We start from the raw sequence: 13,206 nt of genomic DNA on the forward strand, positions 1-13,206 counted from the left end.
TCATATGAGAAGGTATATAAGGTTGTGATTTCAATTATTGATTAGGTTCCATTTCATTCGTTCGAACTCTACCCATTAACACTCCTATAGACTTATCAATAGGTTGGTCATTGAACAATACTTCGTATAATTGATTCGTAATTGGCATTTCAATATTGTAAACCTTGGCAAGATCATGAGCTGCTCTAGTCGTTTTAACCCCTTCAACAACCATCCCCATTTTCTCAAGAACAGTTGAAAGTGGTGTTCCATCCGCAAGCATATAACCGGCACGAAAGTTACGGCTATGTTGACTTGTTGCAGTAACGACTAAGTCACCAACACCAGCAAGCCCGATGAAAGTCAGAGGATTTGCCCCCATCGCTGTCCCAAGTCTTGAGATTTCAGCTAAACCACGAGTTAACAATGCTGCTTTTGCATTATCACCTAGGTCTAATCCATTAATAATACCAGCAGCCAATGCAATAATATTTTTCAATGCACCCGCAACTTCAATGCCAATAACATCATTATTTGTGTATACACGAAAAGTAGAGTTCATTAACGCTTCTTGAGCTTTTTCAGCAATATGTATATTTTCCGCAGCTACGACCACTGTCGTTGGGAGCTTCAAAATAACTTCTTCGGCATGACTAGGGCCAGAGATAACAGCTATTTCCGACAGTGGACGTCCAAGAGATTCTGAAAGAACGATAGACATACGCTTCAACTTCTCTGGCTCAAAACCTTTTGTGGCATGAACGACGATCGTATCCGCTTTTAGATATGGTTTCGCTAATTCAGCGACCGTTCGCATTGCACTAGAAGGAGCAACGAATAATGCAATAGTAGAATCGACTAACGCCTCTTCCATACTCGTCGTCGCTCTTATGTTGCTCGGCAAAGTTATGTTCGGTAAATATTTGTTGTTCGTATGTTTCTCATTAATCTCTACAGCTTGTTGCTCTGTTCTAGTCCATACTACGACATCATATTGATTGGATGCCAGTACAGAAGCAAGCGCTGTTCCCCAACTTCCTGCAACAATTACGGTTGCTTTTCGTTTGGCCTCGATCAAAGACATAACACTATGCTCCTTTCTTACTACCTAATTTGTTCTCAGTTCCATTCATCAGTTTCACAATATTAGAGCGATGACGTATGAATGCAAATATACAAATGATTAACGTCCCAATAAAGTTAGGCCAAGTAAATTGTAAAATAAGCACAAAAATAGGTGTTAAGAATGTGAAGATTAACGAACCTAAAGACACATATCGAGTAAATACGATAGACAGTATAGCTATTATTCCTGCAATTAATGCAGGAATAAAGACTAACGAAGTAAGCACTCCGATAGCAGTTGCGATACCTTTTCCACCTTTAAATTTGAACCAGATAGGCCAGTTATGACCCACTATAGCTGCTAAACCACAAATGACAGGCAACCATGCTTGATCAAACAACGCGCTCGCAACTAATACACTACCCATACCCTTCAGTAGATCAAGAACAAGTACTAGTATTGCAGGACCTATCCCAAGTACTCGTAATGTATTGGTAGCCCCAGCATTGCCGCTTCCATGACTTCGTATATCGATACCTTTGAATAGTTTTGCAATAACTATACTGAAGGAGATTGAACCTACTAGATAACTGATAACAATCATTAATAATGGTAACACACTGTTCTCCCCTAATCTTGATCAGATTTTTTTCTAGAAAAGATGCGCACAGGTGTACCTTCAAAGTTGAATGCGGCACGGATTTTGTTTTCCAAATAACGTGCATAAGAGAAATGCATCAATTCAGGATCATTTACGAAACAAATAATTGTTGGTGGTTTTGTAGCAACTTGCGTCACATAATTAATACGAAGTCGCTTACCTTTATCAGAAGGAGCCGGATTCATAGCTACTGCATCTGTAATGACATCATTAAGAAGATGCGTAGCAATACGAAGAGCATGTTGCTCAGATACATGGTTAATAACAGGTATTAACTTATGTAAGCGAAGCTTTGTTTTCGCTGATAGGAAAACTACCGGCGCATAAGTCATAAAAATAAACTCATCACGGATACTCTCAGTAAAGTGTTGCATCGTTTTACCGTCTTTTTCTACTACATCCCATTTGTTTACCACAAAAATAGATGCTTTACCTGCTTCATGAGCATAACCTGCAATATGTTTGTCTTGATCAATAATGCCTTCTTCACCATTAATGACAACTAGAACAACATCTGCTCTTTCAATAGCTTTCATTGCACGCATAACACTATATTTCTCAGTATTCTCATATACTTTTCCACGTTTACGCATACCTGCAGTATCGATCAGTACATATTTCTGACCATCAACCTCGAATGGCGTATCGATAGCATCACGAGTCGTTCCAGCAATGTTACTTACAATAACACGGTCCTCACCTAATAATGCATTGACAAGTGATGATTTACCTACGTTCGGTCTACCGATTAATGCTACTCTAATAACGTCATCATCATACTCATCTTCCTTTGGTTCAGGAAGGAGAATTGTAGCTGCTTCTAGTAGATCACCAATACCAATACCATGAGATCCAGAGATAGAGATAGGTTCACCAAAGCCTAAAGAATAAAACTCATAAACTTCATCTTGACGTCCATCATTATCAACTTTATTAACAGCGAGAACGACCGGTTTTTTAGAACGATATAGCATTTGAGCTACTTCTTCGTCTGCGTGAGTTATACCCACTTTAGCATCAGTCATAAATATGATTACATCTGCCTCAGCAATAGCAAGCTCAGCTTGCATGCGAACAGATTTCATAATTTCATCATCACCATCAATTTCAATACCACCAGTATCAATGATACTGAACGCTTTTCCGCTCCATTCCGCTGTACCATACAAACGGTCTCGAGTAACTCCAGGTTTATCTTCAACGATAGCAAGTCGATCACCGATAATACGATTGAATATTGTTGACTTACCAACATTCGGTCGACCTACAATTGCGATAATGGGTCTAGCCATATAATTATTTCCACTCCTACTACTTTTTATTGTTATACTTCTCGAAATAAACTTCTTATACATAAAAAGTTACTTCGGAAGCATTAACTTACTTTTTTTGTTTGCTAGCGAATCACACTTTCGTTACCCATCATAGCAAAAAAGTTCACAATTGGCTAACTTTTCGTTCTATTTAATAGTATAACAATGAAATTACGCCCAATTTTAACCACCATTTCGAAAATAAGGATAAATACAAAGCCAAATATTATGGACATAGAAATCATATCCCACCATAATAGATTTCCGATATGGGCAATATATTCACCTTTCTGTTGCCACAACAATAAAATCTCAGCACAAATTGATCCCCAAAATACGATTCCACCTAATTGGCTTACAGAAATCCCAAGCGCACCTAATAATACGCCACACCCAATGGGGATATACCAGATAGCCATATTTGCTTCCACCCAAGGCGAATAAAATATGATAGCATGACTAATTGTAGATACTAAAGCTAGCAGCAAAATATACATGATGCTATATAATATGTGAGCTCTGTGTGGTATACGTTTGAATAATAATGCAATGTGTAATAGTACTATAAGTAGTATTGAGCCATCTATTGATATTTTAAACTTATGTAGGTTAAGAGGTATACTCCATCCGAACCAATTGGATAACGCTATACTTATGTATGAAAAAACGATAAAACCAATATTAACATGTTGTTCCAACCATGATTTCCAACCAGTTAAAAGCAAAATCAATATCATAATGAACAGCAATATTGTCCAGTATCCTTCTGTCATCTCGATCACCTATCATTAATATGTGCTATTTCTGATCATTTCACGCATCAATAAGAAAAAGCCTTGTACAACAGATCAACTGTTGTGCAAGGCTCTCAATATATCATAGGTAACGACTAGGACTTACTTAAATTGACTTAGTTTGTCCCCAAACAACTCAGCTAGGGAGAAGCTCATATTGTTACCGTTAAGACTAACGTTAGTTTTATCAACTTCATCCATATTAACTTCAATATCTTCTGCTTCAGTCGCAGGTGCTTCTTGTGTTTGTTTAATGCTTAAGCTTATACGCTTGTCAGCAGGGTTGAATTCCAAGATTTTCACTTGTACTTCTTGACCTTCTTTGACAACTTCGTATGGAGAGTTAACACGACGATAAGCAAGCTGAGAGATATGAACTAGTCCTTCAATACCAGCAGAAATCTCAACAAAAGCACCGAAAGTAGTAACACGTTTTACTTTACCAGTAACGATGTCACCTACATTAAACTGTGAAGTAATGTTTTCCCATGGTCCAGGTTGAGCTGCTTTAATACTTAAACTAATTTTACCTTTTTCAGCCTCAACTTTAAGAACTTTTACTTGAACTTGTTGTCCAACAGTAACAACATCTGCAGCATTTGTTACATGTTCCCAAGCAAGCTCAGATACGTGAACTAGACCATCAACGCCGCCAAGATCAACAAAAGCACCGAAAGTTGTAACACGTTGTACGATAGCTGTTAATTCTTGTCCTACTTGAATCGTAGCAAGTTTGGCAGCCTTTTGTTCTTGATATTCTGCCTCAAGTACATCTTTTTGAGATAGAATAACTTTATTATTTTCACGATCGATTTCTTTCACAATAACGCGTAGTGTGCGTCCTTTGTAATCACTGAAATCTTCCACGAAATGACGTTCAACCATAGAAGAAGGAATGAAAGCACGAACGCCAACATCTACAACTAATCCACCTTTAACAACATCTGCAACAACAACTTCGAAAACTTCTTTTTTCTCTAGAAGTTTGTCGATATCGTCCCAGCCTTTTTCGTTATCAACAAGTCGTTTGGAAAGCGTCATCGTTTCTTTGTTATCGTCGATAGAAAGTACTTTAAGTTCCACTTCTTCACCAACTTTAACAACATCAGTAGCTTGCTGAGCTTGAACAGATGATAATTCACGAAGAGTAATAATACCGTCATATTTATAACCAACGCTTACATAGGCTACGTTGTCTTCAATTTTAACGATTGTTCCTTTTACGAAGTCACCTTTCTTCAATGCCACCATATGATCTAGTGCCGCCTGATTGGATTCTTCAACTACAGAATCTTGTTCTTTTACTTCTTCTGACATGAAAATAACCTCCTCAATTCATTTCCCTACTTTATTATTTAAAGCTCAATACATAGAAATGGTATTCAGCAATAAAACAATTATACTTTTGCCTTTAGCAAGTTAATTTGCTTCATGATTTCATTCGTTACGGCTTCATATTGATCAATGTCATCTGTTGCTGTAACATTATGAATATCGACAGGCTTACCATAAGTAATGGTAGTCTTTCTAAATAAACGATAATCGCCTACAATAGCTGCAGGAATGACTGTTGCTTTACTACGTAAAGCAATCATGGCTGTACCTTTTTTTGCGCCAGTACCATCATCGCCTTTTTTGCGAGTCCCCTCTGGAAATACTCCCATTACATCTCCCGTTTTCAATAGGTTAATAGAGGATTTTATTGCATCGATACTAACCCCTCCACGCTTAACGGGATAAGCGCCAAAAGAACGAATAAGCATTCCTAGGACAGGTATTTTGAATAATTCCTCTTTTGCCATAAAGCGAACTTGACGTTTTATTAGTATACCAACTGCAGGGGGATCTAATAGACTAGTGTGATTGGTCGCAATAATTACTGCGCCTTCAGCTGGAATATTTTCAGTGCCAACCGCGTTGATTCGGAATAATATACGATATATGAAACGAAGTATTGCACGAAAAATTTTATAAGACATCTATCCTATTACCTCCGCTAGTTTTTTCTGACTTAGACTTACAATTAAGTCTGTTACCTCATCAATGCCTATATGACTACTATCTATGAGAATAGCATCGTCAGCTTGAATAAGAGGTGCAATCTCTCTTGTTTCATCTAGTTTGTCTCTCGTAGCGATTTCTGCTTCGAGTTGCTCTAGTGGAATATAATTGTCTGTTGTTAATTCCTTATAACGACGTAATGCTCGTTCCTGGACGGATGCAGTTAAAAAGATTTTCAACTCTGCATCAGGCAACACATGAGTGCCGATATCTCTACCATCCATAACGATCCCTTTGTTAGCAGCAAGTTCTCTTTGCAACTTACTAAGATGACTTCGCACATGTTCATCTGAAGCATAATGTGAAACTTCAGTTGTAACTTCTCTTGTACGAATTAAACCTGTTACATCTTCTTGTTGCAACAAAATCATTTGTCCTGCGGGGGTAGGAATCAGTTCAATCTCTAGTTGCGCAACCATTTGTTGTAATGTTGATGATTGATTTGCACTTACTCCGTTACGCTGTGCATATAATGTAACCGCACGATACATCGATCCTGTATCGACATACACATAGCCTAACTTAGAAGCTACTTGACGTGCTACTGTGCTTTTCCCAGCTCCAGCAGGCCCATCAATCGCGATATTAATGCGACTCATACCTTGCACTAACATGCTTTAAGCCAACTCCCTTCAAGTTAACGCCAAACAAAAAGCAGGCATAGCCTGCAAGTAGAACAAATTATACCATAGAAAGAATAGGCATGCAAAACTAAGGAGTTGATTGAATATGTTCTCCTTCCCATCGTTCAGTTGGTACAATTCGTTGCCTGATGCTATTCACCTGCAATATTGTTTGAACAATAATTATGACAAATAAGCATATTACGACACATTTAATCGCTAATCTACTATATTGATCAATCATTTTTATGTATTTGTTGCGGGATTTCATAATGACACCTCATCAAAGATAGATATCGTTACTATATCCCACTTTTTAACTAATATTCATCGATCACGTAATTCGATCTGTTTTTCGAACAAGAAGCGAATAATTCGTTGTCGCTCGGATTCAGTAATTTCATGAAATTTCATCATAACAATTTTCCGACCAGTTTCTAATACTTTTATTCGCAATACTTCTCCAACGAAATTACTATGTTCAATCATTCCATTACGATGCGGCAGTAGAACCCAACAGTTTAGTTTTTCAGTTGCCTCAAAATGTTCGTGTCGGTCAATGATGAAGGAAATCCCTCCGCCACCAATATCATCTGTCTTATAGATAAATTGTTGACCTTTCTCATCTCGAACGGCAATATCAACTTCAAGCATTACTCTGAAAAAGTTTCTGCGTTGCATTGAAGTCATCTCATCTTTTGATGGTCTTGCTAATTCTACAAGCGGAAATTCACCCAACATTACATCGGTTACATGCGTTTCAAAAAAATGTTTTACACCATTTGTAGTAATAAAATGAGCGGCCAGAGCATCTCCGACATGTAATCTTTTTACTCTTCCTGTTACTGTATCAATCGGAAATTCAATAATTAAGCTTTCTTCATTTTCATCAGCTACTCGAGCTTTGAATTCAATGACTGAATCCTCTACCTCATCAGACTTAAGATGAAAGAATATGATCTGACTTACTTTAGGTACAATCAACATAGCCCCTCCCTCCGCAAGAGATATTATACCACTTACGTACTAGAGGAGCTATATAAAACTTGCTTAATCACGCACTTTTTGATCCTGTTTACTCAGTTTTTCTATTGTTTCCTCTATTGCTGTATCACTATTAATGTAAATGCGATATAAATTGTCGTTAATTGTACCTGTAAACTCATAGCAAAGCACTTCCGTACCTAGATCACCTTTAATAACTGCCATACGCTGATCTTTCGTTTTCAAATTCGGGTTAAGAGCTTTTCTTGCATCCGTTAATGAAACGACTGGCTCATTTATAAGACGTTCACGATGATGTGCAGCGAACTCATTCCCTTGGAAACTAACGATTTCTCCATCATCTAATGCCACTTTCACCATTATTTTATCTGGATAAATATATACATCATCTTGATTATAAACAAATGTAAATGTTCCAGAATTACCAAACTCATCATAACTAACTGCGGCCATATTGTTATAACCACGTTCTTGTAAGTAGTTTTCAGCTTTTTTCTTTGCCTGCTCTATCGTTAACTCCGCCGAATTTACGTCTCTCATATGTACAAATGAGAGTAATTTTCCACCTTTTGCTGAAAAGGTAAGCTTTTTATCATTATCATCTTCTTTAACTAAAGCAGTGAAGGTTGGATAATCACTTTCTTTGCCGTTCTCCGTTACTTCGATCTGCTCTTTCGGCACTCCTGTAAATTGACTCGCTAAATCAATAACTTGCTCTGCTGTAACAGGAACACCGCTTAATAGTTCAATATTATCATCGCTATACATACTATTAACGGCTGGACCCCAATTTAGCTCTGAATAGCGACCAACTCCTTCATTCAAGCCGCGAAGACCACTGACCACTGGATTTTCCGTATTTCCTTCATTAACAGACAAGGCAAGTTCAACATCCATCCAACGTAAGCTACTAGCCATAATATTTTTTTGTAATTGACCTAACTCATTGGAAATCTCACTAGAGTTTTTATATAGTGATTGCAATGTTGCAAGTTCTTCTTCATTAAGTGGTTGCTTCGTCAGATCACGTACTGCTGTTTTATATGCAAAATTGGAAACTCGCGATAAGAAGTTATTTGCATCGACAAAAGGTAAATAACTAAGTGGTAATTGTGCGATCTGATTTTGTGCTTCACCTGAGATTCTCCATACATTTACTAATCCCTTACGATGATAATCCATAGACGTCGAGTTGACAGCAAGTGTGTTACCAAGTTGATTGTTTAGTTGACTAACATAATAAGTTAAATCTCCAAACGCCCGCTGGTATTGATTTTCAGCTTTCATTAATACCGTATTCTTTTCTTGATGTTCTTGGTAGCCCCAATACATTGCTCCTATAAGTAGAATTGTCATAATAGGAAACAGTACAGCACTTAGTCTTTTATACATACAAAAAGCCTCCTTAAAAACCAATTTGACTATAGTTTGGTTTCTAATAGGAAGCTTTATGCATCAAAAATATTAGATTGGATGTTCTTCAATTTCTAAGTCATCAATATTATCGCAAATACACATTTTGAAGCCAGTATCATATACTCCATTATCTTTACGCCCTCTTAGAATATACTTCTCTCCGCATACTTTACAACGAATTAACACTTTGATACGAGTCATCATTTATTCCTCCACATTCAAAACTAATACTGCTAGTATGAACGGAATTTTTATAAATTAACCTCGTCTTTTGCTCGAACATATCTAAAAGGTGATCGTAAATGTGCTGATTTCATTTTTGACAAACCAAAAATCCAGAGCAGAATCATAAATGGAATTATAACAAAAATCCAGTCGTTTTCTCTTACAAGAATGATCCAATCATACACACCATGTAATAGGATTGGTGCTAATAACGATGCTCCTAAATATATTTTTCGCCCTTTCCCTTGGGAAAACTTCGCTCGACCCAAATAATAGCCCATTAAAACTCCGAATAATGCATGCCCTGAAACGGGTAGTAATGCACGTAAAAACATTACGCTGAAATCTGCTGGCATGAATACGGAATATAGTATGTTTTCTAGAGTAGCAAATCCAAGTGATATTGCCCCAGCATATAGAATTCCATCATAAGGCTCATCGAATTCGGTATGATTGTAGATCAGATGAAATAATACAAACCATTTGATACTTTCCTCTATACCTGAAGATTGAATAAATGCTTGCACAAATAGCCCGTCGCCAAGCCACAGTTCAATCCCACGTTGCAACACTAAAATAGGTATTACTAGTAGTATTCCTAACAAAAAGATACGAATAACCATGTGAATTGGCTCTGCTTCGTATTTATCTCTAAGATATAAGTAGGTGAGTAAAGACAGTCCGGGAGCAACTGCGGCAGAAATAACGGAAAATAGTAACATTATATTGCCTGCTTTCATTAAAGATTCGAAAATAACAAGTGCATCTAAACTAGATTACTTTATTACATTATAACGAAAAACGAAAAAAAGAACATTGACTTTTTACTGTCAATGTTCTTAAAGTTTTTTCCTGTTAATTGAACCTTATTGAAAGTGAGTACAAATCTGATGTACAGCTTCTTCAGCCATAATCACCTTGCCGTATTCTTCTAACATAGCATAAGTTACTGACGTCGCATCACCGTATTCGGCTAGAATCGCTAATACAGAATTAAAGCTCGTTGATTCTATATCTGATGGTTCAATTGACAAGATCCACTTATTATTATACGAAAATAATGTTCCGCCATCTGTTAATTGAGAAGCCTTCAAGGCTTTACAAACCGAAATAATATGCTCAAAATCATTAAAAGAATACATGATAATGTCACTGTGCTCCATTGTTACATCGAGATCATAAATATCATCATCAAGATCATCGTCCTCACTAAAGCCATTAACAGATTCACCGCCACGCTTACCTCGTGTAACGACAACAAACATGCCTTGTGCCGGCATTGCATACACTTCCACTGCTAATGGTCTACCACTTGCCTCAAAACCAAGCTCAGTATAAGCTTGTTCCATTAATTCCATAAATAGATCATGTAGCTTAGGAGGTTCACGTAACATATCTTCCTTTTGGATACCCCGCTCCAACAAATCGTCGTAAGTCAGGAAAATCCTTATCTTGTCCTGACCTAATCTTTCGATCTTCATGACAGGATCCTCCTTTGCAGCATCTGACTATAGCTTATGTAAAGAAAAAAGGAATGTTACCAAATTCTTTTTACAATTGCTATAAGCATACTTTATCATGTCTTGATAACTATTGCACTAAAAAAACAAAAAATAGGTACCTTTATTAAGTCTAATAAGCATATGTAAATATGATAAATTTATGAACCTTTTCTTATTAATAAAGACTGATCCCACAATAGAAGGATCAGTCCAAAAAAAACTTTGATTAGTGCTTAACCGTTTGAGGCTCTTTTGTAATTTCATTAAACTCACTTTGTAATTGTGGATCATTTTCAATAATGTTTTTTATTAATGATTCGTTACTTGCATGATCCTGTTTATTCTTCTGTGATTTGTCCTCTGAAGATGAATCCATCTTAGATGAATTAGATGAACCAGATGCTCCACTTGCAAAGAGGCTAGAAGCTGCCTTGTTCCACATATCATTTTTGACATCAGACATCATGTTAGTCACTGCTTTAGCGGTTTCTGGCTTACGTTGCATCAGATACATCGCGCCAACCATCCCGGCTACGCCACCTATTATAAAGCTACTCATTCGCATAACTGACACCTCTCTTCTAATATGACTTCTCCTATAGAATGACCATCAAAGAAGACACTCATACGTTAGAATCGAAAGGTAAATAGGTGCAAACTTCCCTTAAGATGTTGAATAATATTTGTTACCGTACCAAAATAAAAAGATGACTAAAGCAACGAATAAAATGAACAAGAGATTATAATAAAGACGACTAAGTTTATTTTTACTTGAAGGATGTTTTTTGCTTCGTGACGGAAGCTTTGTCTCTTCGTTCTCGCCATCTAAGTAAATTTGATTATCAGCCTCTTGTTGTCTGTGATTTCGTGCTGAGCGACTGAACTTTTCTTTCCTACTCATGATTCCCTCCTAAAACGAATCAGCAATCCCATAACAAAGTCGAACAAAAAATGAGCAATGATTGGAGCCCATATTGAATCTGTCTGGATATATATCCATCCTAACCCATAGCTGATTGAGAAAACAAGACCTGTTGGGATCCAGTGTTTCAAATATCTCACATGGATGGTAGCAAAAACAATACTTGTCCAATATGGCCCAAATGCATGTTGCATTGCCCCTCGAAATAATAACTCTTCACAAATAGCAACGACCAGCGAAATAAGTGCGATATGCCATACTGCACGAGTGCCAAAAATCCGCTCATTTACTCCACCATCATCACCAAGATCATCAGGTACAAATTTGGATAACACCAAATCGACACAAATTGCTACAACAGCTAATCCGGCGCCCCATAAAAAAACATTTGTAATTGATGTTGGAATAGATAATAATGAAATCAAATTTTGTTGTTGAAAAATTACCCATATTAAGCCGATAATAAAAGTAAGGCCTTGAGTTGCGTATAAGTTAATGAGCAACATGCGATCATCTAGATCATCAATTGTTACTTTGCGGAACTGAAATTTTTTAAATTTGAACTTTTTCATCTGTACACATCCGTTCTAAGTTAGATCAATATTTGACATAAAGGAGAAATGAAATGGATAAACGTTTTTCAAGAACAGCCACACTTTATACAATACTTTTTTTAGGAATGCTTGTTTTTGCAGTAGTTGCTTTTTTCTATGGTATGAATATTGGGACCAATCGTGTCGAAGCAAAGTATGCTCACCTCAATGAGGAGAAAGTCGATAAAACAAATTATGTGTATCAACAACAAGAACTCGCTTCCTTCTATCTTACTGTATACTCACCTTATCGTGAATTTCAACTAGATTGGTCTGAGGCACTTCATAATATCTCTAACAAAAAAGTAAGTAATGTTTCTTCACTATATAAAGAATTAGAAGGTCAAGCAAGTAAAAAAGCAATTGAAGCTGCAAGTTACAACTTACAAAATGCAGGACAACTAGGTGAAGCTCAACAAAATTATATTCGAAGCCTTAATCAATTCGAGAAAGTAGCAGCTACACTGCAAAAGAAATCATCTTCTATTACGTACGAACAGATCATTGAGTTGCTAAAATCAAATGAATCTTATCAAACAGCAGTATCACAAGCTTTAAAGGGACAAGACATATATTTTGAGACGATGAATCTTTGGGCGATTTCGATAGATCCGAACATTCCAACTGATTTCGATGAGAATGTTAGCCAAAAAATTTCGACTTGGAGCAAATATCCGCTCGTAATTAAAAATGAAATTATCGCAAACTATTTAGCTGAACAAAATGATTTTGTTGAATTTTTGCCACATGATTTGACAAGTGCTATCGATCAATTTATAACCTCAGGACAAGCAGAAGCTATGAATCTAACGACTATTGACGGAATTATTACGTTATTATTAAACACCTCTGCTGTAAGACCTGGTGACTATAATCTTAATAAGAATAAATTGTATTCTCAAGAGTTTCTTCCACAAATTCCTTTCTTCTATCCTAATGTAGAATAAAGTTGAATTTTTGTGAAATTTCACAAAACAGATCGAAAATTCGTTTTTTAATCATTCTGAAGCATTGATTTTATGTATAGAGTTGCTATAGAATAAGAA

The 13,206-nt window shown here is 36.6% G+C and carries 17 protein-coding genes; 1 reads left to right on the top strand and 16 read right to left on the bottom strand.

All coding sequences use genetic code 11. The annotated features are described in order from the left end of the window. Positions 1-34: 34 nt before the first annotated feature. From NAG76_20305 to NAG76_20380, 16 genes are all read right to left on the bottom strand, one after another. Positions 35-1,063, bottom strand: a complete 1,029-nt coding sequence (locus tag NAG76_20305; GenBank protein URN94139.1) for an NAD(P)H-dependent glycerol-3-phosphate dehydrogenase — start codon at positions 1,061-1,063, stop codon at positions 35-37. A 4-nt stretch (positions 1,064-1,067) separates the two neighbouring features. Further along, positions 1,068-1,649, bottom strand: coding sequence for a glycerol-3-phosphate 1-O-acyltransferase PlsY (plsY, locus tag NAG76_20310; GenBank protein URN96895.1), 582 nt, complete (start codon positions 1,647-1,649; stop codon positions 1,068-1,070). Between the two features lie 26 nt (positions 1,650-1,675). Then, positions 1,676-2,998, bottom strand: a complete 1,323-nt coding sequence (der, locus tag NAG76_20315) for a ribosome biogenesis GTPase Der (GenBank protein ID URN94140.1) — start codon at positions 2,996-2,998, stop codon at positions 1,676-1,678. A gap of 155 nt (positions 2,999-3,153) precedes the next feature. Further along, complete coding sequence (locus tag NAG76_20320) at positions 3,154-3,438, bottom strand: hypothetical protein (GenBank protein ID URN94141.1); 285 nt, start codon at positions 3,436-3,438, stop codon at positions 3,154-3,156. Between the two features lie 477 nt (positions 3,439-3,915). After that, positions 3,916-5,130, bottom strand: coding sequence for a 30S ribosomal protein S1 (gene rpsA / locus NAG76_20325; protein ID URN94142.1), 1,215 nt, complete (start codon positions 5,128-5,130; stop codon positions 3,916-3,918). 80 nt (positions 5,131-5,210) lie between these two features. After that, positions 5,211-5,792 (bottom strand): 1-acyl-sn-glycerol-3-phosphate acyltransferase, encoded by a 582-nt coding sequence (locus NAG76_20330; GenBank protein URN94143.1) that lies wholly within the window; start codon positions 5,790-5,792, stop codon positions 5,211-5,213. Further along, positions 5,793-6,488 (bottom strand): (d)CMP kinase, encoded by a 696-nt coding sequence (gene cmk / locus NAG76_20335; protein URN94144.1) that lies wholly within the window; start codon positions 6,486-6,488, stop codon positions 5,793-5,795. Positions 6,489-6,585: 97 nt separating this feature from the next. Further along, positions 6,586-6,768, bottom strand: coding sequence for a hypothetical protein (locus tag NAG76_20340; GenBank protein ID URN94145.1), 183 nt, complete (start codon positions 6,766-6,768; stop codon positions 6,586-6,588). Between the two features lie 56 nt (positions 6,769-6,824). Beyond that, a complete protein-coding gene (locus NAG76_20345) occupies positions 6,825-7,484 on the bottom strand; it encodes a PilZ domain-containing protein (GenBank protein URN94146.1) in 660 nt (219 codons plus the stop codon). Between the two features lie 63 nt (positions 7,485-7,547). Next, entirely contained in the window at positions 7,548-8,894 is a 1,347-nt protein-coding gene (gene ypeB, locus NAG76_20350; GenBank protein URN94147.1) for a germination protein YpeB, read from the bottom strand. A 72-nt stretch (positions 8,895-8,966) separates the two neighbouring features. Beyond that, entirely contained in the window at positions 8,967-9,119 is a 153-nt protein-coding gene (locus NAG76_20355) for a hypothetical protein (GenBank protein ID URN96919.1), read from the bottom strand. A gap of 50 nt (positions 9,120-9,169) precedes the next feature. Beyond that, positions 9,170-9,865, bottom strand: a complete 696-nt coding sequence (gene prsW, locus NAG76_20360) for a glutamic-type intramembrane protease PrsW (protein URN94148.1) — start codon at positions 9,863-9,865, stop codon at positions 9,170-9,172. Positions 9,866-10,009: 144 nt separating this feature from the next. Further along, positions 10,010-10,624: a genetic competence negative regulator gene (locus NAG76_20365; protein ID URN94149.1), complete on the bottom strand. Its 615-nt coding sequence runs from the start codon at positions 10,622-10,624 to the stop codon at positions 10,010-10,012. A 247-nt stretch (positions 10,625-10,871) separates the two neighbouring features. Next, on the bottom strand, positions 10,872-11,204 hold the full coding sequence (locus NAG76_20370; GenBank protein URN94150.1) for a hypothetical protein: 333 nt from the start codon (positions 11,202-11,204) through the stop codon (positions 10,872-10,874). 105 nt (positions 11,205-11,309) lie between these two features. Next, a complete protein-coding gene (locus tag NAG76_20375; protein URN94151.1) occupies positions 11,310-11,546 on the bottom strand; it encodes a hypothetical protein in 237 nt (78 codons plus the stop codon). Further along, positions 11,543-12,139: a CPBP family intramembrane metalloprotease gene (locus NAG76_20380; protein URN94152.1), complete on the bottom strand. Its 597-nt coding sequence runs from the start codon at positions 12,137-12,139 to the stop codon at positions 11,543-11,545. The genes NAG76_20375 and NAG76_20380 overlap by 4 nt, the downstream gene beginning before the upstream one ends. A 53-nt stretch (positions 12,140-12,192) precedes the next feature. Between NAG76_20380 and NAG76_20385 the strand changes: the two genes are divergently transcribed. Continuing rightward, a complete protein-coding gene (locus NAG76_20385) occupies positions 12,193-13,107 on the top strand; it encodes a hypothetical protein (protein ID URN94153.1) in 915 nt (304 codons plus the stop codon). Positions 13,108-13,206 lie beyond the last annotated feature (99 nt).

The organism is Candidatus Pristimantibacillus lignocellulolyticus (assembly GCA_023639215.1).
Classification (GTDB): domain Bacteria; phylum Bacillota; class Bacilli; order Paenibacillales; family Paenibacillaceae; genus Pristimantibacillus; species Pristimantibacillus lignocellulolyticus.

Excerpts from the sequence above, each read along its gene's own strand:
- NAG76_20355 (URN96919.1), bottom strand. The coding sequence starts at position 9,119 with ATGACTCGTATCAAAGTGTTAATTCGTTGTAAAGTATGCGGAGAGAAG.
- ypeB (URN94147.1), bottom strand. The coding sequence starts at position 8,894 with ATGTATAAAAGACTAAGTGCTGTACTGTTTCCTATTATGACAATTCTA.
- NAG76_20370 (URN94150.1), bottom strand. The coding sequence starts at position 11,204 with ATGAGTAGCTTTATAATAGGTGGCGTAGCCGGGATGGTTGGCGCGATG.
- plsY (URN96895.1), bottom strand. The coding sequence starts at position 1,649 with ATGATTGTTATCAGTTATCTAGTAGGTTCAATCTCCTTCAGTATAGTT.
- NAG76_20365 (URN94149.1), bottom strand. The coding sequence starts at position 10,624 with ATGAAGATCGAAAGATTAGGTCAGGACAAGATAAGGATTTTCCTGACT.
- NAG76_20340 (URN94145.1), bottom strand. The coding sequence starts at position 6,768 with ATGAAATCCCGCAACAAATACATAAAAATGATTGATCAATATAGTAGA.
- NAG76_20385 (URN94153.1), top strand. The coding sequence starts at position 12,193 with ATGGATAAACGTTTTTCAAGAACAGCCACACTTTATACAATACTTTTT.
- NAG76_20320 (URN94141.1), bottom strand. The coding sequence starts at position 3,438 with ATGGCTATCTGGTATATCCCCATTGGGTGTGGCGTATTATTAGGTGCG.
- cmk (URN94144.1), bottom strand. The coding sequence starts at position 6,488 with ATGTTAGTGCAAGGTATGAGTCGCATTAATATCGCGATTGATGGGCCT.
- NAG76_20375 (URN94151.1), bottom strand. The coding sequence starts at position 11,546 with ATGAGTAGGAAAGAAAAGTTCAGTCGCTCAGCACGAAATCACAGACAA.
- NAG76_20345 (URN94146.1), bottom strand. The coding sequence starts at position 7,484 with ATGTTGATTGTACCTAAAGTAAGTCAGATCATATTCTTTCATCTTAAG.
- NAG76_20305 (URN94139.1), bottom strand. The coding sequence starts at position 1,063 with ATGTCTTTGATCGAGGCCAAACGAAAAGCAACCGTAATTGTTGCAGGA.
- der (URN94140.1), bottom strand. The coding sequence starts at position 2,998 with ATGGCTAGACCCATTATCGCAATTGTAGGTCGACCGAATGTTGGTAAG.
- prsW (URN94148.1), bottom strand. The coding sequence starts at position 9,865 with ATGTTACTATTTTCCGTTATTTCTGCCGCAGTTGCTCCCGGACTGTCT.
- NAG76_20380 (URN94152.1), bottom strand. The coding sequence starts at position 12,139 with ATGAAAAAGTTCAAATTTAAAAAATTTCAGTTCCGCAAAGTAACAATT.
- rpsA (URN94142.1), bottom strand. The coding sequence starts at position 5,130 with ATGTCAGAAGAAGTAAAAGAACAAGATTCTGTAGTTGAAGAATCCAAT.
- NAG76_20330 (URN94143.1), bottom strand. The coding sequence starts at position 5,792 with ATGTCTTATAAAATTTTTCGTGCAATACTTCGTTTCATATATCGTATA.